17 protein-coding genes are annotated in these 23,494 nt (G+C 40.3%); 8 read left to right on the top strand and 9 right to left on the bottom strand.

Annotated elements, in window-relative coordinates; translation table 11 throughout:
- Positions 1 to 93: 93 nt before the first annotated feature.
- The gene (locus H6G08_RS09270) at positions 94 to 1,047 is read right to left on the bottom strand and encodes a DUF4351 domain-containing protein (protein ID WP_190540735.1); all 954 of its coding nucleotides are present in this window, start codon (positions 1,045 to 1,047) and stop codon (positions 94 to 96) included.
- Between the two features lie 438 nt (positions 1,048 to 1,485).
- Between H6G08_RS09270 and H6G08_RS09265 the strand changes: the two genes are divergently transcribed.
- A complete protein-coding gene (locus tag H6G08_RS09265; RefSeq protein ID WP_190540733.1) occupies positions 1,486 to 2,652 on the top strand; it encodes a pyridoxal phosphate-dependent aminotransferase in 1,167 nt (388 codons plus the stop codon).
- A gap of 140 nt (positions 2,653 to 2,792) precedes the next feature.
- Here the strand turns inward: H6G08_RS09265 and H6G08_RS09260 are convergent, their stop codons facing one another.
- Entirely contained in the window at positions 2,793 to 3,980 is a 1,188-nt protein-coding gene (locus H6G08_RS09260) for a glycosyltransferase (protein ID WP_190540731.1), read from the bottom strand.
- Positions 3,981 to 4,410: 430 nt separating this feature from the next.
- On the opposite strand from H6G08_RS09260, the gene H6G08_RS09255 reads away from it, so the two are divergent.
- On the top strand, positions 4,411 to 5,853 hold the full coding sequence (locus tag H6G08_RS09255) for an RNA-guided endonuclease InsQ/TnpB family protein (protein WP_390625592.1): 1,443 nt from the start codon (positions 4,411 to 4,413) through the stop codon (positions 5,851 to 5,853).
- Here the strand turns inward: H6G08_RS09255 and H6G08_RS09250 are convergent.
- Entirely contained in the window at positions 5,767 to 6,336 is a 570-nt protein-coding gene (locus H6G08_RS09250; protein ID WP_190540729.1) for a pentapeptide repeat-containing protein, read from the bottom strand. The genes H6G08_RS09255 and H6G08_RS09250 overlap by 87 nt on opposite strands.
- A gap of 1,131 nt (positions 6,337 to 7,467) precedes the next feature.
- On the opposite strand from H6G08_RS09250, the gene H6G08_RS09245 reads away from it, so the two are divergent.
- Positions 7,468 to 8,727: a proton extrusion protein PcxA gene (locus H6G08_RS09245; protein ID WP_190540727.1), complete on the top strand. Its 1,260-nt coding sequence runs from the start codon at positions 7,468 to 7,470 to the stop codon at positions 8,725 to 8,727.
- A gap of 26 nt (positions 8,728 to 8,753) precedes the next feature.
- Complete coding sequence (locus H6G08_RS09240) at positions 8,754 to 9,542, top strand: SDR family oxidoreductase (protein WP_190540724.1); 789 nt, start codon at positions 8,754 to 8,756, stop codon at positions 9,540 to 9,542.
- Between the two features lie 212 nt (positions 9,543 to 9,754).
- Here H6G08_RS09240 and H6G08_RS38085 read toward each other — a convergent pair whose 3' ends face one another.
- Entirely contained in the window at positions 9,755 to 9,883 is a 129-nt protein-coding gene (locus H6G08_RS38085) for a hypothetical protein (protein WP_277877815.1), read from the bottom strand.
- A 198-nt stretch (positions 9,884 to 10,081) separates the two neighbouring features.
- Positions 10,082 to 11,026, bottom strand: a complete 945-nt coding sequence (locus H6G08_RS09235; RefSeq protein ID WP_190540722.1) for a cation diffusion facilitator family transporter — start codon at positions 11,024 to 11,026, stop codon at positions 10,082 to 10,084.
- 241 nt (positions 11,027 to 11,267) lie between these two features.
- On the opposite strand from H6G08_RS09235, the gene H6G08_RS09230 reads away from it, so the two are divergent.
- Positions 11,268 to 11,432 carry a hypothetical protein gene (locus tag H6G08_RS09230; RefSeq protein ID WP_190540720.1) on the top strand — a complete coding sequence of 55 codons (165 nt, stop codon included), beginning with the start codon at positions 11,268 to 11,270 and terminating at the stop codon, positions 11,430 to 11,432.
- 105 nt (positions 11,433 to 11,537) lie between these two features.
- On the opposite strand, the gene H6G08_RS09225 is transcribed toward H6G08_RS09230, so the two are convergent.
- Positions 11,538 to 12,083, bottom strand: a complete 546-nt coding sequence (locus tag H6G08_RS09225) for an NADPH-dependent FMN reductase (RefSeq protein ID WP_190540717.1) — start codon at positions 12,081 to 12,083, stop codon at positions 11,538 to 11,540.
- A gap of 477 nt (positions 12,084 to 12,560) precedes the next feature.
- Between H6G08_RS09225 and ftsH the strand changes: the two genes are divergently transcribed.
- Positions 12,561 to 14,447, top strand: coding sequence for an ATP-dependent zinc metalloprotease FtsH (ftsH, locus tag H6G08_RS09220; RefSeq protein ID WP_190540715.1), 1,887 nt, complete (start codon positions 12,561 to 12,563; stop codon positions 14,445 to 14,447).
- A 501-nt stretch (positions 14,448 to 14,948) separates the two neighbouring features.
- Here the strand turns inward: ftsH and msrA are convergent.
- Positions 14,949 to 15,617 carry a peptide-methionine (S)-S-oxide reductase MsrA gene (gene msrA, locus H6G08_RS09215; protein ID WP_190540713.1) on the bottom strand — a complete coding sequence of 223 codons (669 nt, stop codon included), beginning with the start codon at positions 15,615 to 15,617 and terminating at the stop codon, positions 14,949 to 14,951.
- Positions 15,618 to 15,764: 147 nt separating this feature from the next.
- Positions 15,765 to 16,001, bottom strand: a complete 237-nt coding sequence (locus H6G08_RS09210; RefSeq protein ID WP_242045727.1) for an Hfq-related RNA-binding protein — start codon at positions 15,999 to 16,001, stop codon at positions 15,765 to 15,767.
- A gap of 187 nt (positions 16,002 to 16,188) precedes the next feature.
- Between H6G08_RS09210 and dapF the strand changes: the two genes are divergently transcribed.
- Positions 16,189 to 17,028 (top strand): diaminopimelate epimerase, encoded by an 840-nt coding sequence (gene dapF / locus H6G08_RS09205; RefSeq protein ID WP_190540711.1) that lies wholly within the window; start codon positions 16,189 to 16,191, stop codon positions 17,026 to 17,028.
- A gap of 141 nt (positions 17,029 to 17,169) precedes the next feature.
- Here the strand turns inward: dapF and H6G08_RS09200 are convergent, their stop codons facing one another.
- Positions 17,170 to 17,832 carry a DNA-3-methyladenine glycosylase family protein gene (locus H6G08_RS09200; protein WP_190540709.1) on the bottom strand — a complete coding sequence of 221 codons (663 nt, stop codon included), beginning with the start codon at positions 17,830 to 17,832 and terminating at the stop codon, positions 17,170 to 17,172.
- A 355-nt stretch (positions 17,833 to 18,187) separates the two neighbouring features.
- On the opposite strand from H6G08_RS09200, the gene H6G08_RS37395 reads away from it, so the two are divergent.
- Positions 18,188 to 23,470 (top strand): GAF domain-containing protein, encoded by a 5,283-nt coding sequence (locus H6G08_RS37395; RefSeq protein ID WP_190540707.1) that lies wholly within the window; start codon positions 18,188 to 18,190, stop codon positions 23,468 to 23,470.
- Positions 23,471 to 23,494 lie beyond the last annotated feature (24 nt).

Genomic DNA, 23,494 nt, shown 5'->3' with positions numbered 1-23,494 from the left:
AAATTAGTTGGGGTTTAGCACCTCACAATATAAATACCACCAATTTAAAAATTTATTGTGGCTTTCCCCAACTATTAGGAATTAGTAATTATTTTATCCTCTGGCTGATAACCAATTAGTTAAATCAGCCATCGAAGTAAAATCAAGTAAATCCTCAGCTAATGTTTCCAACTCGTTAATAGTTAAAGAGCGCACCTGCTCAAGTAATGCCTCATCAACATTACCTAAACGACGATTGAGTAACCGTGTCACTAATGATAATGCTTCTTCCAGCTTGGCAATACGTTCAAAAGAAGTTACATATTTCATCCGTCGTCTAGCCTCAATTTGTTGTATTTCTAGTTTAAACTCTGCTTCTAAATTAGGTGGCAAAGTTAACATCCAATCCACAAACCCTATTAAATTAATTACATCCTGCTCTTCAAAGCCTTTTTCATACAACCTTTGTACTAACGCCAATTTTTGCTGTTTACGGTTGTTACGGTCATTACGGGTATTCAGCGCCGCTAAGTGTGCCATTACTACCGTTGCAAATGGGTTATTGTCGTTGTCTAGTTCCGATAACCTTGATTGATAATCTATCAATTTAATAATCGGAAATTGAAAATTTAACCTACACCCAAATAGGCTATAACCAAATTGTTCCGGTCGCCAATTTGCTTTTTCATCACCTAAAATTGCTAAAGAAGCTACCGATTTTTTGTATCTATCGTAAATGCGATAATTATAGGTATACATCCTCGCGGCAAAATCTGCTTCTTCTTGAGATTGCACCTCAACATGAATTAACACCCAAGTTTCTTGACCATTTTGCAGATAAACTTTGACTAATTTGTCAGCAAAACGGCGACCGATTTCTGCATCGGCTACGACTTCTTGTAATTCTTTATCGAGAAATTCTGGCTGTTGTCTCCAATCAATTTCATTATATGCATTGGGGAAAAAGAACTGCATAAATTCGGAAAAATATGTTTGTAAAATATCCTTCCAGGGTGAATCATATTCGGTTGCGGGATTGAGATTTTTGTTGTCATTATTATCAGTCATTATCGTCAATTGTGTCTTGCTTGGGCGATCGCATAATTTTTTCCTTGCACCTATATATCACTAAAAACCTGCAATAAACATCGAAAAAAATCTATTTGTCGCCAAAAATTATTTAATAGGCTATATAGCAACAAATTATACCTAATATCTAACTCATAACATCCAAAACCGACTAATCCAATTAGCTATTCACCCGATGTCAGTCCACAACCAAGTATAATCATCTCTCTTCCCTAGCCTCAGCGCCCCCAATCCCTAGCCCCTACTTTTAAAACTTCAGCAGGTACAAATATTTACACGCTCTCCTATTAACAAAATTCTTAATATTGCCAAAATTTACTAACGAGATGGGCTAATGAATTCTAAAAAGTCAATTCTCAATCGAGATTGTGGGATATTGTTAAATAGGTTAGAGATTAAGCGAATAAATAATTAAGAATGAAACTGGCAGCACGAGTAAGTCAGGTAACACCCTCTTTAACCTTAGCGATCGCAGCTAAAGCTAAGGCAATGAAAGCAGAGGGGATAGATGTTTGTAGTTTTAGCGCTGGAGAACCGGATTTTGATACCCCAGCCCATATCAAAGCAGCAGCCGAAAAAGCTTTGGATGAAGGGAAAACCAAATATGGCGCAGCCGCCGGAGAACCAAAGTTAAGGGAAGCGATCGCCCACAAGCTGAAAACAGATAACGGACTCGATTACAAAGCCGAAAATGTCATCGTCACCAATGGCGGGAAACATTCTCTCTACAACTTGATCGTCGCCCTCATCGATCCAGGTGATGAAGTCATTATTCCCGCACCCTATTGGCTCAGTTATCCAGAGATGGTTACTTTAGTCGGGGGAGTATCCGTAATTGTACATACAGATGCTTCCACGGGCTATAAAATTACTCCCGAACAACTGCGCCAAGCAATTACCCCCAAAACCAAGCTATTTATCCTCAACTCCCCATCTAACCCTACGGGAATGGTATATACCCCAGAGGAAATTAAAGCCTTGGCAGAGGTAGTAGTTGATGCAGATATCTTTGTTGTTTCTGACGAAATTTACGAGAAAATTCTCTACGATGGTGCAGAACATATCAGCATCGGTTCCTTGGGAAAAGAAATTTTCGCCCGGACTTTAATTAGCAACGGTTTTGCCAAAGCTTATTCTATGACAGGCTGGCGGCTTGGCTATTTAGCCGGGCCTGTAGAAATCATTAAAGCCGCCAGTACCATCCAAGGGCATAGTACATCTAACGTTTGTACCTTTGCCCAATATGGCGCGATCGCGGCTTTAGAAAGTTCTCAAGACTGCGTGGAAGAAATGCGCCAAGCTTTTGCTAAACGGCGACAGGTAATGTTAGACAGACTCAACGCCATCCCCGGCTTGAGTTGTCCAAAACCAGATGGTGCTTTTTATCTGTTCCCCGACATCAGCAAAACTGGCTTAAAATCCCTAGAATTCTGCGATGCGCTCATCGAAGAACATCAAGTAGCAGTAATTCCCGGTATTGCCTTTGGTGCCGATAAAAACATCCGCCTTTCCTACGCCACAGACATGGCAACAATTGAAAAAGGCATGGATCGATTAGAGAAATTTGTGCGAGCGCGAATTTAGAATTATGGGGCATTGGGCATTGGGCATTGGGCATGGGGCATTGGGCATTGGGCATTGCTTCTTTCTTAACTACTTCCTTGTCCCCCCTATCCTCCTTGTCCCCCTTGTCCCCCTCATCTCCCTTGTCTCCCCTATCCCTCTCACAACAACCCCATCTCCTGCAAACCCTGACGCAGCCTTTGGGCTTCTTCGGGGTTTTGTTCTTGGTGGAGAGCGATCGCATTTTTAAAAGCAATTAAACTCGCTTGGTGATTGCCGACTTTTAGCTGCACTACTCCTAAATTTTGGTAAGCTTCTGCATATCTGGGGTTTAACTTGATGGCTTTTTGATAACAGGCGATCGCATCGGTAAATAAACCCATCGCTTTTAATGTCATGCCTAAATTGTAATGTCCGGCAGCAAAATTATCATCAATTTTCAAAGCTGCTTCATAAGCTTTTCTAGCAGTTTTTAAATCTCCAGCTTCTTTGAGTAAATTCCCAATATTGTTATATGCACCCAACTTTAAAATTGGGTAAATTGGTAACTTAATAGCCGCTTGATAATGCAAACTAGCTTGTTTAGGATTCTGTAACCGACTGTAAGCAATTCCTAAATGATAATGCAGTTCATATAAAATTTCGTAGTTTTCTTCACTGGTTCTTACTCCTCGTTTGAGAAGTTCTATCCCTTCATTAATTTTACCAGTGGTAACATACAAAGCCCCCAACTTACTACATACATAAGCATCGTAAGGATGAGCAGCTAAAAATTGTTCCATTGCTGCTTGAGCTTTCGCGTATTTATTACCTTGCGCGATCGCACTTTTTTGATATCCTTTATGGAGAATCGCCACACCTTGTAAATAGCCAATTTGCCACTTAGGTTCCTTAGCTAAAATTGTCGCTACGCTATCATCAATTAAAGCGTGATAAGGACGCGAAAATTGAATTTCTGGGTGACGGCGAAACAGTCGAGATACTAAAGAATAAGGTGATTGTTCGGCACCAACTTCTTGACGCAGCAGGTTAATTAAAAGATATTCTTCTCTTTGAATTACAGAATAAATTTGTGGTACAATTTCTGGTGTTAGCGTCTCATCTGCATCTAAAACTAACACCCAGTTACCTTTAACATATTTGAGAGCTTCATTGCGAGCAGTACTAAAATTATTATTCCATCTAAAATGATGTACTTTTGCACCGTAAGATTTAGCGATTTCTGGAGTGCGATCGCTAGAGCCTGTATCTAAAATTACCATCTCATCAACAACATTTGCTACACTGCTGAGACATTTATGCAGTGTAGCTGCCTCATTTTTAACAATCATGCACAGGCTGAGATTCATAATTAAAGCACTCTAATGATTTGAAAAATTTTACATATTTCTCAATCGAATATAACCGTTTTTAATTTAGCTTAAACAAAAAGAATCCCCACATCTGACCCGAAGGGCAGTGTGGGATGAATTTTTGGGCGGCGACGAATTGACCAACAACCAATTCAATCCTGCGGATTGAATTGGTTGTTGGTCGGTGATAGCGCAGCGTTAGCGAGTCCGCGAGCGTCGGAGTCGCCATTTTTTATGTTTGGCAACGTGTCGATAAGCTCATCTATCACTTGAGTCATTGTTTTGTCTGCGTACTCTGCATATTGTCTAAGCTTATTGAATCGTCGCTCTGACATCCTTAATCTTAATTGCTTGTTTTTCATACTGGTTACACAGTGGATACACTTTATGTTATACTGTTTTCAGGTCGAAAAACAAGGATAAAGAGATGAAAACATCATACCAGTACAAAATCAAGCCAACTAAAGAACAAGAAAAGAAAATAGATAAAATCTTGGAAATGTTACGTTGCCAGTATAACTATTTGCTTGCTCAAAGGTTTGACTGGTATGAAATGAATCGTTGTCCTATTGATAGATGCCCGCTAATTTGTCATCTACCAGAGTTAAAGGAACAACCTAACTACTACGCTCAAAAAGCGTCTTTGGTTCAATTGAAAGTTGATAGACCTTGGTACAAGGATATTCACTCTCAAGTATTGCAGGAAGTTCCTAAAAAAGTTGAACTAGCTTTTGATAGATGGCTCAAAGGTGATGTTAACGGCAAGAAGTCTGGTAGACCTAGATTTAAGGGTAAAGGACAGTACAAAACTTTTATTTACACCCAATTTAAACAACATCACTTTGTTAACAACAAAATTACACTGTCAAAGATTGGAGATGTTAAAGTAATTGTCCATCGCCCAATACCTGATGGATTTGATATTAAAACTGTATCTGTTACCAAGAAAGCCGATGGTTATTACGTAACCTTGAGCCTTGATGATAAAACAGTACCAACTGTTAAGCCTGATTTTAATCCTGACAATATTATTGGGATTGATGTTGGCTTAATTGATTTTTATGTAGCATCTGATGGTTCTAGAATCGCTGCGCCAAAACATTTACGAAAAGCTGAACGTAGATTAAAGTCAGCACAGCGTAAGGTGTCAAGACGCAAAAAAGGTTCTAATCGTCGTAAAAAAGCTATCCAGAAACTAGGTAAACAGCACAAGAAAGTTGCTGATACCCGTAGGGATTTCCACTTCAAAACAGCTAAATCACTGCTTGATAAGTATGATGTTGTAGCTGTTGAAAAGTTGAATATTAAAGGACTAGTTAAAACAAGACTGGCTAAAAGTATTAATGATGCTGGTTGGAGTAAGTTTATCACAATACTTTCTAACAAAGCCGAAAACGCTGGTTTGAAAGTAATAGCTGTTAAACCAAACGGCACAAGCCAAGAATGTTCTAGTTGTGGTCACATAGTCAAAAAGCCGCTATCCCAAAGAATGCACAATTGCCCTGTTTGTCATGCTAGTTTGTGCAGGGATTTAAATGCGGCTATAAATATAAAGAACCGTGGGGCACACGGTCTTAAAGCTCAGTCAATGTCCGGATTAGGAGTCGCTGAGAAGCCTACACTTACTGCGAAGCAGAAGTGTAGGAGATGTCACTTAAAGAATAGTGAATTTATCCAGAAAATTTCCCCTCAAGCCTGTCACCTCACAATCAGCCCCATTGAATCAGCAAAAATCGCTAACCACCAAGACAATTGTACAGACGCGATGAATCGCGTCTCCCTTTCACTGATGGATAAAGCCATCAGGCATAATTGTTCCCGTCATAAAGGTTTCGCTCATATCTGTAGCGTTAAGATTCGCGCCTGTTAAGTTAGCTTCGCTTAAGTTAGCTTCGCTTAAATCAGCGCCACTTAAATCCGCCCACTGCAAATCAGCTTTCCACATCCGTACTCCGCCCATTTTCGCCCCGCTTAAATTAGCACCCTGCAAATTAGCTACACTCAGTGATGCCATGTGTAAATTAGCATCACATAAATCTGCATAATTCAAACATGCACCACTTAAATCTGATTCATTTAAATTCGCAGTTGTTAGCGCCGCTTGGCGTAAATCCGCACCACTCAAAATAACTTCCGATAAATTCGCTCTATGAAGTTTCGCACCTCTAAGATTTGCCCGACTTAAATTAGCCCCGCTTAAAGATGCACCAGTGAGGTTAGCACCTTCGAGGTTAACTCTACCAAAATCTACACCACCCAAGTTAGCCCCGCGTAAATCTGCTTCCGGTAATTCTATACCGTTAAAGCTTCTTTCTCCTGCTGCATACCTAGTTAGAAGTTCTTTGACATTCATGATTGTTTAGTTCACAGTAACTTAGTGTAAATACCAACTTTGATTGTCACTAAAATGTCAGGTTTAACAACATAGCAAAGCTAAAACAGGCAGCAAAGTTAACTAGATTATTAATGTTGAAACTTCATAGGGAATCGATTTAAAAAATTGTAGCTTACCAAAAATCACGGTTAATTTTAGATAGCAAATTCAACTAAATTAACTAGACTTTGTATTTGCAGTTTCTTTGCATAAAATCAGCACAATACTGATTAATTTTTATGACTTGTAATCAATTTCCGAAATTCCCAAAAGCAGACAAAGCAGTAACTACAAGTTAATCAAATTAACCAAATACCAATCCGGTGGGTAAAGGTTGAGTCAGTTACCAGAGGTATGTTGTTAAAGGAATAATAGCATCGTCTAGTTATCATACAATAAATATATAAAATATAATAACTAATATGATAAATACTGTGATTTAATGAAATATTATGTAAACAACATTAATTTTCCTAAAAAATATTAGATATCCTTGACAATATATTCAATTGTTGTATTGCTATGAATTACAGTATTTTTAGTATAGATACTTAATTAATATCAACATAATCCATCAAAGTTGTATGATTTACGCCTGTGTAATAAGAATATTGATGTCAGCAATAAAGTCATTTTTATAATTTAAAAATAATATATTAATCGTATAATTCGTATTTAAATAAAATTTAATTTACCCTGCACTGAAAATAAATTATTACCATATATAAAGCCGCTTTAATTACTGCAAAAATTTAAGTATATCGATGATTGGCGATCGCTCACTTAGATATCTGGGAGAAATTCACTCTAAATTCTCCTATACCAGAGGCATTTCTTCGGGTTACTGTCATAGTAATGACATAAAAATTACATATTATGTTCATACTCTTGAAATACAAATTTAAGAGTTGTGAAATATGCCACAATGTATAGTATAAATGTCCCCAATATAACAATTGAGGCTGCATAAATAACAACAATATATTTAGCTTGAGATAAAATAATACCTAGTAGCTCAACTAAATTGGATTGCAGATTCTACTTACAAGGGTTAATAACGAAAATATAGGTTACTATAAATTCAATCATAATAAATTCAAAAAATCAGCCATGAAAAATTCATTTTTTCAGAACATTAAATACCAAATCAGCAAATTTAAGCAATGGTTTCTCAGTACACCAGAAAGAGCATTATTAGAAGCTTACCAAGCAGCGCAGATAATTAGAAACATTGAAATCGAACATTTTGGTAATCAAAAGATTTCTGCATCAACAGGAAACTATACCGAAAATGTCATGTCTTATTGGCAAGGTTATCTCAATAAAAACTTAATTTTTATTAAAGTCAAACTTGCCGAATTTCGCCTCAGTCGCTCAGTGTTAAATATCTCTGAAGCTGCAATTTTAGAACAACTACAGTTTATTGATGATGTCATCTCTAAATATAATATACCAACTGAACAAATAAGTACTATTCAAGACATCTCAAATGTCACACCTATACCAATTAATAACCCAGTTAATAAAAAAGTAAAAATCTCTGATAACAATATTGCTAATGTTCCCCCTGTCACTCAAAAAACGGGATTTCTCCCTCGTTCTTTAGGGAGAACAATTAATCGCATTCAATCAGACTTATCACCCCAAGCTGAAGCCGATTTTATCAGAAATTACCATATTACCCAAAGGCGGACAAGAATTGCCTTAAGATTTTTCTTAATTTTAATACTTGTCCCCCTATTAACTCAGCATATTTCTAAGCAAGTATTGTTCAGTCCGCTAGTAGAAAAAGTTAGAGGTGAAACAAGCGAGCATATTTTCCTTAATGTCAATATGGAAATCAAGGCTTTGGAGGAATTAAAAACTTTTGAACATAAACTAAAGTTTGAAAATTTATTATATGAATCACCAAAATTCTCTCATGAAGAAGTTCAAGAACAAATGCGTGAGAAAGCCCTAGAAATAGCCGAGGAATTTACTCAGGAAAGTAATAGCGCTATCAGTAATATATTTGCCGATTTACTATCCTTAGTTGCTTTTGGCATTATAGTGGCTATGAGTAAAAAAGAAATTGTCATTGTCAAATCTTTTATCGACAATATTGTCTATGGTTTAAGCGATAGCGCCAAAGCCTTTTTAATCATCTTATTTACTGATATATTTGTCGGATTTCACTCACCACATGGATGGGAAGTACTATTAGAAGGTTTATCAGAACATCTAGGTATCCCCGCCAATAGAAGTGCAATTTTTCTCTTTATTGCCACATTTCCCGTGATTTTAGATACTATATTTAAATACTGGATATTCCGCTATCTCAGTCGTTTATCTCCTTCAGCATTAGCGACTTTAAAAGAGATGGACGAATAATTGAGAGTAATCAAGGGTGTAAAGCAATGCAATTTATTGATAAAGTTGTTTGGATTACGGGAGCATCTTCTGGTATTGGTGAAGCTTTAGCTTATCAATTTGCTCATCAAGGAGCAAAATTAATTATTTCCGCTAGACGGGAAGAGGAATTACAAAGAGTCAAACAAAATATCAAGAGCGAATGTTTGATTATCACCCTTGATATTACAGATTCGACATCATTAGCAACAGCAGTACAAACAGCAATCAATCATTACCAGAAAATTGATATTTTAGTCAATAATGCAGGTATCAGTCAACGTTCTCTAGTCGTTGATACCCAAGAGATAGTGGATAGAAAAATTATGGAAATTAATTATTTTGGCACTATCAATTTGACTAAAAAAATTCTACCTTATATGATTGCTCATGGTAGCGGACAAATTGCGGTTGTTTCTAGTATTGTTGGTGCAGTAGGTTTTCCCTTACGTTCGGCTTATGCAGCTTCAAAACATGCATTACATGGCTTTTTTGAAACCTTGCAATTGGAATTAAAGCCTGAGAATAATATTTTTATTACCATTATCTGTCCTGGCAGAATTAAAACTAATATTTCTTATAATGCCTTAAATTATGATGGTAGTGCCTATCAAAAAATGGATGAAGGGCAAGAAAAAGGCATGAATGCCGATATTTGCGCTCAAAAAATACTGGCGGCTATTTACCGTAAAAAACGAGAAGTTTATATTGGTAGTTTTGATATTTTATTAATTTATTTTAAAAGATATCTACCCACATTATTTTATTGGATAGCTAGCAGAGTGAAACCAACATAATTGGTAATTGGTAATTGGTAATTCGTAATTCGTAATTCGTAAGTAAGTTGGCACTCAGACTTTGCGCTTTGTCATTGGTAAGAGTTTCAAGACTGTTTAGGTTTCGTAATATAATTATGTTTATTTCCGCTTATTGACTTATACCAATTCTCTGTAAACTTGCACTTAATACTTGCTTCTTTTCTCTTGGCGTACTTGGCACGGCAGTTGCTTCAAGTCGGCAAAGCCGCCCAACGCACTGCCTCGTCTTGGCGGTTCATTAAATAAATATTAAGTACATCATCATAGCGAATTGGTATTACAGCATATTTCAGGTAAATGAGGTACGCGCTTCGGGGCATGGCAGTGCCAGTGCCCCTACAATCAACGATTATCTGTACCTTATCAACTGGCAATCTGCTGTAATTAAAATAATAGGAATTTGGAAAAAGAATGTAACAAATGAGTAGGGTCATGGCAATGCCATGACCTCTAGAATATATAGATGTGTCGCAAACATTATTTGAATTGGCATAATAAAATATTTGCGTAAATCCTGGTTAAAATTTATGGTAAGAAGCCAAAGTACAGGTTTGCTGAGAATCGCCAACTTCTATTTGTAAGGTAGAATGTTCAATACCAAAATGATCGTGCAGTTCTTTGCAAGTTTTAATGAGAAAATCATCGCCAGGATGGCCAGAAGGAATTACTAAATGGGCTGTTAATGCTGTTTCTGTGGTACTCATCGCCCAAATATGTAAATCGTGAACTTGGGTAACACCAGGACGTTCAGATAAATAAGTTTGTACTGCTAGTGGTTCAATACTTTCTGGAACAGCATCTAATGCTAAGTTGACTGAATCTTTTAATAATTGCCAAGTTCCAACTACTACCACTGCGACAATTATTAAGCTAACAACTGGATCAAACCACAGCCAACCAGTTAAAATAATAGTAATCCCAGCTAATACTACTCCTAAAGAAACTCCGGCATCAGCAGCCATGTGTAGAAATGCGCCGCGAATGTTTAAGTCATGTTTGCGACCTGACATGAACATTAAAGCGGTGATAGTGTTAATAATGATGCCAACTATCGCTACAACAATAACTGTATTTCCCCCGATAGATGCAGGTTGACTGAAGCGTTGGACTGCTTCCCAGCCAATCCCGCCCATGACTAATAAAAGTGCGATCGCATTAATTAAAGCCGCTAAAATCGAAGAACGTCGCCATCCATAAGTATAGCGTTGGCTGGGGGGTCGGCTACCCAAAAAACTCGCACCCCAAGCTAGTAATAATCCTAAAACATCACTCATATTGTGCCCTGCATCAGCCAGCAAAGCCAACGAGTTAGCTAAGTATCCATAAGTTGCTTCAATAATGACAAATCCAACATTGAGAATGATACCAATTGTAAAGGCACGGCTGTAGTTATTAGTACCATGTTCATGCTCATGACTATGATGATGATGATTGTGATGACCATGATGATGATTATGTCCCATCTTTGACACCTAAATAACAGCCAACTTCTGAATACTAGTTTGCAGAATTTTTGTGCTAATTGCCACTAATTTAACTTAATATTAATCTTCTGATTGAAATAGAAAGAAATAAAAAATTTGCCATCCGTATAGCAGAAGTTAAAGCCATTCATCGCCATTATTTTCTTAGAGAAGAGTATTGATTGTTGGTAGCGCAAATACTCTTACATCCAAAACTATGATTAAATAATGAGGATGAATCATGAGTAACTTGGGATATGCAAGTTTATTTATTGTGATGTTAGCAGCATTGTTAGCAGCTTTAGCACAAATGAGTATGGCATTAGACGAAGCAGATATTGGACGCTTTTCGATTTGGACAGGAATTGCTTCTGTAATTGCAGGGTTACCAATGATGTTGTGGTGAATAGCTGTCAACAGTCAACAGTCAACAGTCAACAGTCAACAGTCAACAGTCAACAGTCAACAGATAATCGACTATTGACTCTTGACCAGCCAAGCAAGTAAAAATTTAACTTATTCCTCGAAGTTTGCGAGTATTATCAACTAAACTCTGAGCAAAGCTATCAAAGCGTTGGGAGAGTTGTTCATCTTTAAGTTTACCTTCAGGACTAAAAGCACCCCAAGCTTGTCCAATCGCAATTTGTTCAGGAATTACCCAACCATGTACCCAGCGCAAAATTAACCGCAAGTCATTAAGGGCGTTACTGTTTGACTGTCCCCCTAATACACTAATTAGTCCAGTCACTTTACCAGACAATTCTTCAAAGCTCAATAAATCCAGTGCATTTTTCAACACACCACTGACACCGCCATGATACTCTGGTGTCGCTAAAATTAAACCATCAGCATTTTTGACTGTATCCCGCAAACGCTGAACTTCTGGAAAATCTGGATATTCTTTACCACCATTGCAAAATGGTAGCTGCATCTGCCGCAAATCCAGAATTTCTACTTCTGCACCCAATACTTCTACCCTTTGTGCTGCCAATTCTAAAGCAAGCTGGGTATAGGAGTTGGATCTTAAACTACCACCAATACCAACAATTTTCACCATAATTTCACCCACCAACTCAATAACAACATTGACTAAATCACTAGATATCTGCTAACAATCAGATTTTTGAAAAGCGGAATCATTACGACTATGGTTATTTTAGCAATTTTGTTGACAAATATGTAATTAGTCATTAGTCAGAGACGCGATGAATCGCGTCTGTACAATAATTAGCAATGCCCAATGCCCCATGCCCAATGCCCCATGCCCATATTTTGTCAAAATAGATACCATGTATATAGCCTTATGGGGCTTATAGCTACCTACCAATTTGCTAGGCTCAAAGTTGGGTTGATTTTCATCCCCTGATTTTAGGGACTGTATTCTGAAAACCTAATGAAAAAACTCTGGGAAATGGTTTTGTGTGGAAGCTAAACTAGATGAGAAAACATTTATTTCCCGTTATTTCAATTTTGGCTAGAAGAATAGGCATAAAAACAGCGCGCAGCTTTTGCCACCACGAGAAAGGTAATTGTTATGAAAGTTTTAGGTAAAAAAGAATTGTACAAACAGCCATCGACAAAGCGTGTTTCTTGGGCTGGAGCATTAGCTGCCAGTTTGATATTATTACCGGGGATTGTCGCTGGAAATCCGGCCTTGGCGCAAAAAGCAGAGCGCAATTCCTTAAGTTATGGGGAGTTGATTAAAAAAACAGACAAGGGGGAAGTGGCAAAAGTCGAACTGGATGAGGCGGAAAATATTGCTAAGGTTTACTTAGTTGGGCAAAAAGATACACCTATTCAAGTGAAACTTTTAGACCAAAACACAGAGTTAATTAATAAACTCAAAGATAAAAATGTGGAGTTTGGGGAAGTTTCTTCCGCCAACAGTAGAGCTGCTGTAGGGTTATTGATTAACCTGATGTGGATTTTACCACTGGTGGCTTTAATGCTCTTGTTTTTGCGCCGCTCTACGAATGCTTCTAGCCAAGCAATGAATTTTGGCAAATCGCGAGCGCGCTTTCAAATGGAGGCGAAAACGGGAGTAAAATTTGACGATGTGGCAGGGGTAGAAGAAGCCAAAGAAGAACTGCAAGAAGTGGTCACATTTTTGAAGCAACCAGAAAGATTTACGGCTGTAGGTGCGAAGATTCCCAAAGGCGTGCTGTTAATTGGGCCTCCGGGTACAGGTAAAACTTTACTCGCAAAAGCGATCGCAGGAGAAGCGGGCGTTCCCTTTTTTAGCATTTCTGGCTCAGAATTTGTGGAAATGTTTGTCGGTGTGGGTGCATCCCGCGTCCGCGATTTATTTAAAAAAGCCAAGGAAAATGCACCCTGTTTGATATTTATCGATGAAATTGACGCTGTTGGTAGACAACGGGGTGCGGGTATCGGTGGCGGTAACGATGAAAGAGAGCAAACTCTAAATCAATTGCTCACGGAGATGGATGGTTTTGAAGGTAACACTGGCATCATTATAATTGCTGCCACTAACCGTCCCGATGTCCTTGATGCAGCGTTATTACGTCCCGGACGCTTTGATAGACAGGTGATTGTTGATTCACCAGATTTAAAAGGGCGCTTGGATATTTTAAAAGTTCATGCTCGAAATAAGAAAATCGATCCTAGTGTATCCTTAGATGCGATCGCGCGCCGCACCCCAGGATTTACAGGCGCAGATTTAGCTAACTTACTCAACGAAGCTGCAATTCTCACCGCCAGACGCAGAAAAGAAGCCATTACCATCCTGGAAATTGATGATGCTGTCGATAGGGTAGTTGCAGGGATGGAAAGAACCGCCCTAGTAGATAGTAAGGCTAAACGGTTAATTGCTTATCACGAAGTGGGACATGCCTTAGTCGGAACCTTAATTAAAGACCACGACCCCGTGCAGAAAGTTACCCTGATTCCACGCGGACAAGCACTAGGTTTAACTTGGTTCACCCCCAACGAAGAACAGGGTTTAATTTCCCGTTCTCAACTCAAAGCGCGAATTACCTCAATTTTAGGCGGTCGGGCTGCCGAGGAAGTTGTATTTGGTAAGCCAGAAGTTACCACCGGTGCGGGTGATGACTTGCAGAAAGTCACAAATTTAGCCCGTCAAATGGTTACCCGATTTGGGATGTCTACCTTAGGCCCCTTATCTTTAGAAAATCAAAGCGGTGAAGTCTTTCTCGGTCGCGATTGGATGAATAAATCAGATTATTCGGAAGAGATTGCTGCCAAAATTGATGCCCAAGTCCGGGAAATTATCAGTAGTTCTTACCAAACTGCAAAATCAATCTTGGAACAAAACCGCGTTGCTTTAGAACGCCTGGTAGATTTGTTATCTGACCAAGAGACAATTGAAGGCGAACTCTTCCGCCAAATTGTTGCTGAACATGCGCAGGTAGCTGATGAAAAGGTAGCTGTATCACATCAGTAATTCAGCGACGTACAGCAAATACAGGTTGGTGAGGTACAGATATCTTTGATTTTAAGGGCATGGCAGTGCTATGCCCCTGTCTGCTTACTTCATTTATCTGAAATGCGCTGTCTAAAAAATGGGTAAGGGGGGGGAAACCCATTGGTGTCAACTTAACGTGAAACCCTTTTGGTTGCAAAGTTTTGTCCTCACTCTCAACCCCTCGCTTACCCAATAAACCGCCGTCACCCTGTAAGGGTGCGGCTAATTGAACAAAGCCCACCTGCGTGGGCTAAATTTTCTTAGCCCACAAAGGTGGGCTTTGTAGCGTTAGCCCCAGGCTTACAGCCTGTGGGCGATTTGTTGGGTAAGCGTTTGAACTTAAGTTGACACCAATGGGGTAAACCCCGCCTCTACAGTGTGGTCTATTTACCTGAAAATAGCTGTAACTACGCACATTTGTTAACCTACATTCCGTCCTTTGAGTTCGCTCAGGGAGCGTAGTTACCATTTGATTATTGCTTAACCACTGAGTTGGGATTCAGCAATTCCTACGGGACAGGAAACATTGGTTCCGCCTAAACCGCAATAGCCATTTGGGTTTTTAGCTAAATACTGTTGATGGTATTTCTCAGCATAGTAAAACTCAGGTGCAGGTAAAATTTCTGTGGTAATGTTTCCATAGCCTGCATCTGTTAGGGCTTGTTGATAAGCTGCCTTTGATGCTTCTGCTTGTTGACGTTGGGTTTCAGAATAGAAGTAAATTCCCGAACGGTATTGAGTTCCCACATCATTACCTTGACGCATTCCTTGGGTGGGGTTGTGGCTTTCCCAAAAAACCTTTAACAATTGGGAATAACTCACCACCGCCGGATCAAACACTACCAATACCACTTCATTATGACCGGTTAATCCAGTACATACCTCTTCATAGGTGGGGTTTGGTGTGTAGCCAGCAGCATAACCAACTGCCGTAGAATAAACACCTTTAACTTGCCAGAATTTACGCTCTGCACCCCAAAAACAGCCTAAACCAAATACAGCTGTTTCTAATCCATCGGGAAAAGGTGGTTTGAGCGGATTACCATTGACATAGTGAGCCGCAGGTACGTGCATTTGTTCTGTTCTTCCTGGTAAAGCTTGCTCAGGAGTGGGTATTACTGTTTTCTTGCCAAATCCAAATAATGCCATTGATTTTTCATAAATATCTTTACATTAATTAATATTTTAACGATTATAGAGAGCGATCGCGGCAGACATCTGCAGAATTTGGGTTATCAAATTCACCCGCAATTCTGCGAGTATATGCCGTTAATTTTGAGAAATATGAATTCAGGGCTAGTTTTTTGGTTTAATATAAGCGATCGCGTGCTTCCAAATAGTAGTTTGCTCGCTGTGTTCATCTAAAATACATACACAGTTGGGATCTTGCCAGATGATTCTCCCTGTAAGTAAATCGCCTGTCATCAGTTTCAAATCTACGTGAGTTGTATTTTTAATCAAATTTTGGACTTGGCGAATACTCGGTAGAGAAGTATCAAAATCCGTAGGCATTTTGGCTGGTGATGGATGCATAAGAGAAAATGGTGTAATGGGGGATAGGGGCTAGGGACTAGGGGCTAGAGAAGGAGGACAAGGAGGACAATTGTACAGACGCGATTCATCGCGTCTCTGACAATTGTACAGACGCGATTCATCGCGTCTCTTTTCTGACAACTGACATTCAACAGTAACTAATCTTTGATAATTCATCCTGGGATAAATGGCAATCGAATTTACTAAGTATCACGGTTTGGGGAATGATTTTATTCTCATTGACAATCGCTCTTCATCAGTGCCGGTAATCACTCCAGAGCAAGCTATTAAATTGTGCGATCGCCATTTTGGCATCGGTGCTGATGGTGTTATTTTTGCTTTACCTGGGGAAAACGGTACTGACTACACCATGCGGATTTTTAATTCTGATGGTTCAGAGCCGGAAATGTGCGGCAATGGAATTCGCTGTTTAGGTGTATTTTTAGCCGATTTAGAAGGGGAATCGCGAAGTAAAGACTTATATCGCATTCATACTTTAGCTGGCGTGATTACACCTCAACTGATGGCGGATGGTCAAGTTAAGGTAGATATGGGTTTACCCAAATTACTAGCCGCAGAAATTCCTACAACCTTGAGTGCTGGGGATAGCAAGGTAATTAATCAGCCCCTAGAGGTAGCGGGGAAAACTTGGGAAGTTACCTGTGTCAGTATGGGTAATCCTCACTGTATTACTTTTGTGGATGATGTCGCCGCTATTCCCTTAGAAAGTATCGGGCCGCAATTTGAACATCACCCAGTTTTCCCTCAACGGACAAATACGGAATTTATACAAGTTGTCAGCCGCAATTACTTAAAAATGCGCGTTTGGGAACGGGGTGCAGGTATTACCTTAGCTTGTGGTACTGGTGCTTGTGCTTCCTTAGTTGCTGGTGTTTTGACTGGAAAATGCGATCGCACCGCAACTGTAGAACTCCCTGGTGGCCCCTTGGAAATCGAATGGTCAGAAATTGACCAACGGGTTTACATGACTGGCCCGGCTGAGAGAGTGTTTACAGGTAAGTTATAGCGTTGACGGTTGACGGTTGACTGTTGACGGTTGACTGTTGACGGTTGACTGTTGACTGTTGACTGTTGACTGTTGACTGTCAACAGCCCTCACCATGGATTGTGCAACTTAAAAGCAGAATAGCTTATCCATATCTATCTGCTAAACTTGATTTACTTTTGCTTTAACCGTAATCTCACCGAGATAATAGTGCCAAAGTATTCTCGTAGCAACTGCCCGCCAAGGTCGCCATTGTTGGGCGATCGCTGCGATTTCTGTCGGTGTAGGACGGGCTGTCAAACTTTTGAGATTTTGGATGGCGATCGCGATTCCTAAATCGCCTTTGGGCATGACATCAGGACGTAGTAGCGCCATTAATAAATAAATATCTACTGTCCAATCGCCAATGCCTTTGATCTGCTTTAATTCGTTTCTAATTGTCATTTCCTCCATTGTTTCTAGCTTGGTTAAATTCAGCTGACCTTTGACAATGGCTTGGGCTAATTCACGACAATAAAGTATTTTTTGGCGACTAAATCCAATATTTCTTAATTGTATATCTGTTAATAGCACAAAATTTTCTGGTGTTAGCGGCGAAAGCAGATTACATAAACGGTTAAATACAGCCTTTGCTGCGGCTAAGGATACTTGCTGTTCAAGAATAATTTGCAATAATGTCGGAAAACCTGTAGGGCGTTGCCAAAGAGGAGGCTGACCAAATTCGGCGATAATCTCGGCAAAATCTGGGTCAGAATCAGCTAAAACCGTCAAAGCATGGTTAAAGGTTTTAGGTGTCAAGCAGAGTATTTCTGGTGTTTGAGTCATTTGCTTACTTATAGAGCAATGTTTGGTGCTTAAAATTACAAATTGTCTATAATATGAATTGACAGGAGGTATTGATCGCCCAGATTAGATGTAAATCGAAAATTAATAATCCCTTTTTATAGATCCATCATCTTTGATTTATTAAATTTGCCTTAATTTTGCCCAATAAATCAGCAATCATCTGACAATTAATACCTTTGAAGAATTATTGACAATTACAGATGATGAAATCATCTCTGTAAAAGTATGTAGACTGACCCATAATGCCAGCAAACTCAATATTTAATAACTTTATGTTTTATGAAACTTGGATATTCTTCACGGGAATCATAGAGCATAAACCCTTTTAACATGAATGTTTAACAGCACAAATTCTCTGATTCCATTAGAACTGAAATCGGCAATCGTCCGCGATCCCATAATAGTTAAATTAGATACTCTGGTCATAGACGCGATCGCTCAAATGAGTAGCGTTCGGGCGGTATGCGATAGGACAAAAATCGATGAACTCCATCTCAATGCTAGGTCGAGTTGCGTGTTAGTTGTTGACAATGGGCGATTGGTAGGTATCCTCACAGAACGAGATATAGTGCGTTTATGCGCACAACAGCGACATCTCGAAAATTTAAGGATAGGGGATGTGATGATACATCCAGTCATCACCCTAGAAGAGTCTGAATTTAGCGATTTCTTTTTTGCGGTAAATTTGCTCCAGCAGTATCACATACGTCACCTACCGATTTTAGATGAACAAGGACAGGTGGTGGGGTTGCTGACGAATGAAAGCTTGCGTCATTCTTCTAGTTTTACCAAGATCTTGCGCTTGCGCTTGGCTGGTGAGGTAATGACGCGGGAAGTAATTTGTGCTGCACCAGATAGTTCTCTGTTAGCGATCGCGCAATTGATGACAGCTAACCGAGTTAGTTCTGTAATTATTGTTGAACCTGGCGGTAATCCAGACAAAACCCTCAATATACCTGTGGGAATTGTCACCGAGGGGGATATTGTGCAATTTCAGTCTTTAGAATTGAACTTGGCTACCTATACAGCACAAACGGTAATGAGTAGCCCCATCTTTACCGTCAAACCTGATGATTCTTTGTGGACTATACAGGAGATTGTCGAGCAGCGCTTGATTCGACGGTTGGTAGTGACAGGAGTGCAGGGAGAATTATTAGGGATTGTGACTCAAAGCAGTTTGCTCCAAGCCCTCAACCCTTTAGAACTATACAAACTAGCACAAGTGTTAGAGAAGAAAGTCGTGCAGCTAGAAACAGAGAAAGTGCAACTGCTAGAAGCGCGTAACATGGAATTAGAGCAGCAAGTTGCAGCCCGGACAAACGCCCTCAACAAGAAAGTCGAACAGGCGCAACTGGTATCTGATATTGCCATGCAAATTCGCTCATCTTTGAGTTTGCAAACAATTCTTGATACCACAGTAGCCCAAGTGCAGCAATTGTTGAACTGCGATCGCGTCATGATTACACGCTTAGAAGCCGATGGCGAAGCGATAGTCGTTGCAGAATCTACCAATTCTTCTTTGTCTGTTTTGGGCGAACGAGTCAAAGACACCTGCTTTCAGGACTACCAAGAGCTTTATCGTCAGGGGCGGATTCGCGTTGTTTCCGATATATATCAGATGGAAATGGCTGAATGCCATCGAGAAATGCTGCAGAATCTGCAAATTCGTGCCAAAATTTTGGTACCTTTGCTCTGTGACGATCAACTGTGGGGCTTACTTAATGTCAGCGAAAGCCACCAACCCCGTGAATGGCAACAGTCAGAAATCGAACTGCTAGAAGCATTATCAGTGCATCTAGAAATTGCTCTGCACCAAGCCACCACCCACCACAAATTGCAGGAAGAACTGCGCGATCGCCAGCAAGCTGAATTAACACTGCAAAAACTAGTCAACGGTACAGCAGCAGTCACCGGAGACGATTTTTTTCCCGCCTTAGTCCGCCATATTGCCGAAGCCTTGGATGTCTCCTATGCGATCGTTAGCGAATTGGTGGATAACAAACTCCACACCTTGGGATTCTGGGCAAATCGTACCTTAGAGCCACAAATTATCTACGATCCCAATTGCACTCCCTGTGAATCTAGCCTGAAATATGGGGAATTTTACTGTGACAACCAAGTGCAAACATCTTTTCCTGATGATTTAGACTTGGTGAGAATGCAAGCAGAAAGCTATGTAGGAATAGCGTTAAAAGACGATCTCGGTAATATCATTGGTAACCTTTGTATTCTCCATCGACAGCCCTTATCCCAAACTAAACGCAACCAAGCGATCGCCATTCTCCAAGTATTTGCAGCCAGAGCAGCAGCAGAATTACAACGCCAAGCAGCTATCGATGCTCTACATCGCTTAAACCAAGACTTAGAAATCAGGGTAGAACAACGCACCCAAGAAATAAAAGCCCGTAAAGCCGAACTGCGGAGAATATCAGAACGCCTCAGCTTGGCCTTGAAATCTGGGGCGTTTGGCTGTTGGGAATGGGATATTGTCGAGAACACCATCCTGTGGGATGAGCGGATGTACGAACTCTATGGAGTGACGCCACAACCTGATATTAATCTAACTTATGAAGTTTGGTCGAATAGACTACATCCAGATGACCGTAAGTCTACAGAAACCTTGCTACAGCAGGCAGTTTTAGGACTGGCAGAGTACAATACTGAGTTTCGAGTAGTACATGATAATTCGAGCATTTACTATATTAAAGCCTGTGGGGTATTAGTACGAGATGAGCGGGGAAATCCCCAGAAAATGATTGGCGTTCACTTCGATTTAAGCGATGCCTATCGGCAAGCTACGCAACGCAAACGCGCCGAACTGGCTTTACAAAGTAGTGAAATTCGTTTCCGGCGAATTTTTGATTCCCATGTAGTCGGGATGATCTTTGCTGATTTTCAAGGCAACGTAATCGATACCAACGATCATTTTTTAGAAATGGTAGGCTACACCAGGGAAGAACTCAATGCAGGGGCGATGAATTGGCAAGCAATGACTCCACCCGAACATTTACCTGCAGATTTTGCCGCAATGCAACATCTCATGCAATATGGCGAAATCGATCCTTGGGAAAAAGAATATTACCGTAAAGATGGCAGTCGGATTCCTGTCTTGTTGGGTGCTGCAATCCTCTCAGGTTCAGATAATCAAACCATTTGTGTAGTAGTTGATATTAGCAAGCAGAAAGCCGCACAGCAAGAACGAGAAAAAGCACAAGCGCAACTACAACAACAAGCAAGACACAAACAGTTACTCTGGAATATTACCCAAACAATTCGCCAATCTTTAGAAATTGAAGTCATTATTAATGCTGCCGTACAGGAAGTTAGGCAGATATTAGCAGTAGATCGGGTAGCACTTTACCGCTTTGGAGCAGATTGGAGCGGTGAATTTATTGCAGAAGCTGTAACTGGCGATTGGGTAAAACTTGTAGGCGCTGATGTGCAACAAGTATGGGAAGATACCTATCTCCAAGAAACTCAAGGCGGACGCTTTCAAACAGGGGAAACACTTATTGTCCCTGATATTTATCAAGCAGGCTTAAAGCCATGTCATGTAGAACTTTTAGAACAGTTTCAAGCCAAAGCTTATGTAATTACATCTATATTTGTGAATGGAGCGCTCTGGGGGCTGTTGGCGATGTACCAAAATCTTCAGCCTTATACCTGGACAACATGGGAAATTGAATTATTGCAACAAATTGCTAGTCAGTTAGCGATCGCGATTCAACAAGCCAGTCTCTACGAGCAAATTCAATCAGAACTGTTAGTGCGGGAGCAAGCCGAAGCGAAAATTGCCATACAACTGCGGCGACAGCAAACTCTAGGGGCGATTATCGAACAAATACGCCAGTCCCTGGATATTCATGAGATATTAGCAACAGTGACTCAGCAGGTAAAAGACGTAATGCAGTGCGATCGCGTCATTGTGTTTCGACTGTTTGCCGATGGTAGCAGTCACATTGCCGAAGAAGCCGTATCTGCTGAGTTTCCCCGCTTGAAAAACCTGGGTTGGCAAAACGAAGTTTGGTCACAAGAAATCCTAGATTGCTACTGGAAAGGTAAACCCCGCATCGTCCCTGATGTTATGGATGATATCTGGACGGATTGCCTAGTAGAATATTCTCGTCAAGGTCAAATTCAGTCAAAAATTGTCGCACCCATTCTGCAAGAAGTCCACAACCAAAATCATCGCTGGGTTGCGCCTTGGACTCAAAACAAGCTTTGGGGAATTTTAGTGGTTCATGCTTGCCAAGAAAAGCGCGTTTGGCGAGACTCAGAAGCTCAACTGCTGCAACAAATTGCCAACCAATTAGCGATCGCCATTCAGCAAGCGAGTTTATTTGAGCAATTACAGCAAGAACTCGCTGAACGCCAACAAGCCGAAGCCAAGCTCACCGAAGCTAATCAACAGCTAGCCTTGTCTAATCAAGAACTCGCCCGTGCTACCCGCCTCAAAGACGAATTTCTGGCGAATATGAGTCACGAACTTCGTACTCCCCTAAATGCCATTCTCGGTATGACAGAAGGGCTACAAGACGAGGTTTTTGGCACGATTAACGATCAACAACGCAAAGCCTTGCAAACCATCGAGCGCAGTGGCTCTCATTTGCTAGAGTTAATCAACGATATCCTCGATGTCGCCAAAATCGAAGCCGGACAAATTGAACTAAATTGCACCTCAATTTCTGTAGCTAATCTCTGCCAATCTAGTTTGGCATTTATTAAACAGCAGGCATTGCAAAAACGCATTCAGATAGAAATCAAACTTCAGCCCAAACTACCAGACTTACTTGTAGATGAACGACGTATTCGTCAGGTATTAATTAACTTGCTGAATAATGCAGTTAAATTCACCCCAGAAGGGGGACTCATTACCCTAGAAGTTAGCAAACTTGCCTCAGAAATTACTACTAGCGATGTCTCAAAGCAAAACTTCCTGCAAATTGCTGTGAGCGATACAGGTATTGGCATCTCCGCAGAAGATAGCAAAAAACTATTTAAGCCTTTTATCCAAATTGATACCGCCTTAAACCGTCAATATAGTGGTACAGGTTTGGGACTAGCTTTAGTCAAGCGAATTGTTGAACTTCATGGTGGTAGAGTGGGGCTAACTAGCGAACTAGGTGCAGGTAGTTGCTTTACTATCGAACTTCCCTACGATCCCGCTTCTCTCCTCACACTAGATATTCAACCAGCCACTACTTTAGAACTGAATTGCGTAACAGTTGACCCAGCCGTTAGCCTTGCGCCCACAATTTTGCTGGTAGAAGATAACGAAGCTAATATCAGTACAGTTTCTAGCTACCTCACTGCCAAAGGCTATTGCATTATCTTGGCATATAACGGTCAAGAAGCCATCGATCAAGCTAAAATGCATCAGCCCGACTTGATTTTAATGGATATTCAAATGCCAGGAATGGACGGTTTAGAAGCTATCAGCAAGATCCGCCAAGATCCGCAATTGCGTGAGACTCCGATTGTCGCACTCACCGCCTTAACAATGGCAGGCGATCGCGATCGCTGTCTCGAAGCAGGAGCCAACGATTACCTCAGTAAACCCGTCAAGCTCAAGCAATTATCTACCACCATTCAGCAGTTGTTAACCCATCATCAATAAATTGTAGAGACGCAATTCATCGCG

Origin of the sequence: Calothrix anomala FACHB-343 (genome assembly GCF_014696435.1) — a bacterium.
GTDB lineage: Bacteria > Cyanobacteriota > Cyanobacteriia > Cyanobacteriales > Nostocaceae > Aulosira > Aulosira anomala_A.
This window is presented reverse-complemented; position numbering and strand designations above follow the sequence as displayed.

Excerpts from the sequence above, each read along its gene's own strand:
- H6G08_RS09270 (WP_190540735.1), bottom strand. The coding sequence starts at position 1,047 with ATGACTGATAATAATGACAACAAAAATCTCAATCCCGCAACCGAATAT.
- H6G08_RS09265 (WP_190540733.1), top strand. The coding sequence starts at position 1,486 with ATGAAACTGGCAGCACGAGTAAGTCAGGTAACACCCTCTTTAACCTTA.
- H6G08_RS09260 (WP_190540731.1), bottom strand. The coding sequence starts at position 3,980 with ATGAATCTCAGCCTGTGCATGATTGTTAAAAATGAGGCAGCTACACTG.
- H6G08_RS09255 (WP_390625592.1), top strand. The coding sequence starts at position 4,411 with ATGAAAACATCATACCAGTACAAAATCAAGCCAACTAAAGAACAAGAA.
- H6G08_RS09250 (WP_190540729.1), bottom strand. The coding sequence starts at position 6,336 with ATGAATGTCAAAGAACTTCTAACTAGGTATGCAGCAGGAGAAAGAAGC.
- H6G08_RS09245 (WP_190540727.1), top strand. The coding sequence starts at position 7,468 with ATGAAAAATTCATTTTTTCAGAACATTAAATACCAAATCAGCAAATTT.
- H6G08_RS09240 (WP_190540724.1), top strand. The coding sequence starts at position 8,754 with ATGCAATTTATTGATAAAGTTGTTTGGATTACGGGAGCATCTTCTGGT.
- H6G08_RS38085 (WP_277877815.1), bottom strand. The coding sequence starts at position 9,883 with ATGCCCCGAAGCGCGTACCTCATTTACCTGAAATATGCTGTAATACCA.
- H6G08_RS09235 (WP_190540722.1), bottom strand. The coding sequence starts at position 11,026 with ATGGGACATAATCATCATCATGGTCATCACAATCATCATCATCATAGT.
- H6G08_RS09230 (WP_190540720.1), top strand. The coding sequence starts at position 11,268 with ATGAGTAACTTGGGATATGCAAGTTTATTTATTGTGATGTTAGCAGCA.
- H6G08_RS09225 (WP_190540717.1), bottom strand. The coding sequence starts at position 12,083 with ATGGTGAAAATTGTTGGTATTGGTGGTAGTTTAAGATCCAACTCCTAT.
- ftsH (WP_190540715.1), top strand. The coding sequence starts at position 12,561 with ATGAAAGTTTTAGGTAAAAAAGAATTGTACAAACAGCCATCGACAAAG.
- msrA (WP_190540713.1), bottom strand. The coding sequence starts at position 15,617 with ATGGCATTATTTGGATTTGGCAAGAAAACAGTAATACCCACTCCTGAG.
- H6G08_RS09210 (WP_242045727.1), bottom strand. The coding sequence starts at position 16,001 with ATGCATCCATCACCAGCCAAAATGCCTACGGATTTTGATACTTCTCTA.
- dapF (WP_190540711.1), top strand. The coding sequence starts at position 16,189 with ATGGCAATCGAATTTACTAAGTATCACGGTTTGGGGAATGATTTTATT.
- H6G08_RS09200 (WP_190540709.1), bottom strand. The coding sequence starts at position 17,832 with ATGACTCAAACACCAGAAATACTCTGCTTGACACCTAAAACCTTTAAC.
- H6G08_RS37395 (WP_190540707.1), top strand. The coding sequence starts at position 18,188 with ATGTTTAACAGCACAAATTCTCTGATTCCATTAGAACTGAAATCGGCA.